1 protein-coding gene and 1 pseudogene are annotated in these 443 nt (G+C 41.5%); both read right to left on the bottom strand.

The features are described from left to right. Positions 1-185 (bottom strand): annotated as a pseudogene (locus B4K20_RS02415) (cytochrome b); the annotation flags it as partial. Next, positions 185-443, bottom strand: a 259-nt coding sequence (gene petA / locus B4K20_RS02410; protein ID WP_289281754.1) for a ubiquinol-cytochrome c reductase iron-sulfur subunit, incomplete at its 5' end; no start/stop codon positions are given. The gene petA and the pseudogene B4K20_RS02415, both read right to left, overlap by 1 nt.

The following is a 443-nucleotide window of genomic DNA, read 5'->3' as shown; positions in this document are numbered from 1 at the left end:
GGTTTGTAATTCATGGTTAGAAATATACAGGTGACAATCTGTATGACTAAAACCAGTAAAGCTAATGAACCAAAGAAGTACCAAAAATTAAAATTCTTTGGCGCATAATATTCAGAAAGATGCTCACGCCACATTTTTGATGCAGGGAAGCGGGCATCTACCCAGTTCATAAATCCGGAAAACATTACGCGGCTCCTTCTAAACTTTCACCTACAATCACTACATTGTCGCCTTCAAAATGATAAGGAGGCACGAGCATATTTTTCGGAGCAGGCATATTCTGGAAAACACGACCAGCGAGGTCATACTTTGAACCATGACATGGACAGAAGAAACCACCTTTCCAATCTTTGCCAAGATCTTCTGGTGCTAATTCTGGTCGGTATGTCGGGGAGCAGCCTAAATGTGTACAAATGCCAACAAGCACCATCAATTCATCTCGA

This window comes from Methylophaga sp. UBA5088 (genome assembly GCF_002414625.1).
GTDB lineage: Bacteria > Pseudomonadota > Gammaproteobacteria > Nitrosococcales > Methylophagaceae > Methylophaga > Methylophaga marina.
This window is presented reverse-complemented; position numbering and strand designations above follow the sequence as displayed.